Source organism: Cryobacterium lyxosi, assembly GCF_004403345.1.
Lineage (GTDB): Bacteria > Actinomycetota > Actinomycetes > Actinomycetales > Microbacteriaceae > Cryobacterium > Cryobacterium lyxosi.
In genome coordinates this window covers 1-1625 of the sequence record NZ_SOGT01000003.1, presented here as the reverse complement: position 1 = coordinate 1625, position 1625 = coordinate 1, and the positions used below count along the sequence as shown (strand labels likewise).

1 protein-coding gene is annotated in these 1625 nt (G+C 64.4%); it reads right to left on the bottom strand.

What is annotated here, in order from left to right; translation table 11 throughout:
* Positions 1 to 95 precede the first annotated feature (95 nt).
* Positions 96 to 1415, bottom strand: coding sequence for a hypothetical protein (locus tag E3T27_RS16445; RefSeq protein ID WP_166786082.1), 1320 nt, complete (start codon positions 1413 to 1415; stop codon positions 96 to 98).
* Positions 1416 to 1625 lie beyond the last annotated feature (210 nt).

Genomic DNA, 1625 nt, shown 5'->3' with positions numbered 1-1625 from the left:
GCTGGGGTGCGCGAAGAGGCGGGCCTCGCGTGCTGTGTGCACGTGGGGCCCGCCTGGTTCCTGCGAGGGAGTTCTGGGGTGGTTAGTGGGGGTGGTTAGCCTTTTTTGATGGTGACGATGGAGTTGTCGGTGTAGTAGTTGCGTTGGAAGTCGATGATGGTGGTGGTTTTGGCTATGACGGCGCAGTTGGCGACCTTGGTGTCGCGGCCGAATTTGTTGTCTGTGATGATGGTGCCTTTGAGGGGGCCGTAGGTTTTTTCGGCGATGTTGACGGTGCAGGCGCCGTTGTTGGCGTAGTTGTTGGTGTAGACGAAGTTGGAGACCACTCCGCGGTCTTGGGTGATTTGCACGGCGGCGCTGTGGGAGTCGGTGAGGCGGTTGCCGATGACTTTGACGTTGTTGCCGCTTTGTACCTGGATGGAGTCGTCGTGGCTGGGGGATCCGCCTTGGTTGGGGTCGTTGAGGTAGTGCATGTGGTCGTGGATCCAGCTTTTCTGGATGAGTGCGTTGCTGCCGGTGATGTGGATGCCGTCGATGACGTTGTGGATGTTGAGGCGGGTGGCGGTGAAGTTGTAGCCGTAGATGCCGTTGGCGTGGGGTGAGGCGATGGTCGGGAACAGTTCGGTGTCGGTGATGGTGAGGTTGCTGTAGCCGCCGAGGTTGTTGATGAGGGCGCCGGGACCGGTCATGGTGCGGCCGCGGATGATGGAATTCTTGATGGTGACGTTGGCGGCGCTGATTTTGATCAGGCCGCGCACGTCGAGGCCGTTGAGGACGGTGCCGGGCGTGGTGACATTGATGTCACCGTTGACGACCTTCAGGGCGGTGCCGGCGGGAACACCGGTGTTGGAGGCGGTGGGCGGGCCAGCAGTTGGAACCGGGGCGGGCGCTGGGGCCGGGGCGGGGGCTGGGGCCGGTGCGGGTGCGGGTGTGGGTGCTGGTGCGGGGGTGGGGGCGGGGACGGTCTTGGCGGTGTAGCCGACGATGGTCATGTCGACGGTGACGTTGGCGGTGGCGCTGGCGACGGTGATGGTGCCGTCGGACTTGCTGGTGACGGGGACGGTGTAGGTGCGCTCGGGGCCGTCGCCGGTGGGAGCGGTGAAGTAGTAGCGCTGGGTGTTTTCTGGACCGACGAGAACCTTGATGTCGGTGCGGGCCGCAGCGGTGGTGTCGAACATGACGTCGACCGTGGCTGCGTCGGCGGGGATCGTGCCCAGGTCGCGGGTGACTTTGCTGCCGGCAGGGACGGCGACCGACGTGGTGTTCGTGGCGGCTTGGGCGGGCAGTACGGTCAGGCCGCTCAGCGCAACGGCGCACGCGCCAGCTGCGGCGACGAGGGCCAGGCGGTTGGACGGGCGAGTGGAACGAGGCGGGCGAACGGTGGCGGGCGAAGCGAAAACAGTGGAGGGAGTCATGGTTCACATTTCGTTGGGGCACAGATTCGGGGGGTGCAGGTGGTGGCTGTAGGGGCCGCGTGGAATACGATGAGCATTGCCCACTATGGGCAATGTCACAATCGAACTCGGGGCTTTCTCAGGTTCACCCCCCGTTCAGGGGCAGACGATGTGCGCACAGTGCGCGCAAAAAAGCGGCCGGACCTGCACTAACAGGCCCAGCCGCATCCA

Bases quoted from the DNA above. Each gene is read 5' to 3' on its own strand.
- E3T27_RS16445 (WP_166786082.1), bottom strand. From the start codon at position 1,415: ATGACTCCCTCCACTGTTTTCGCTTCGCCCGCCACCGTTCGCCCGCCT.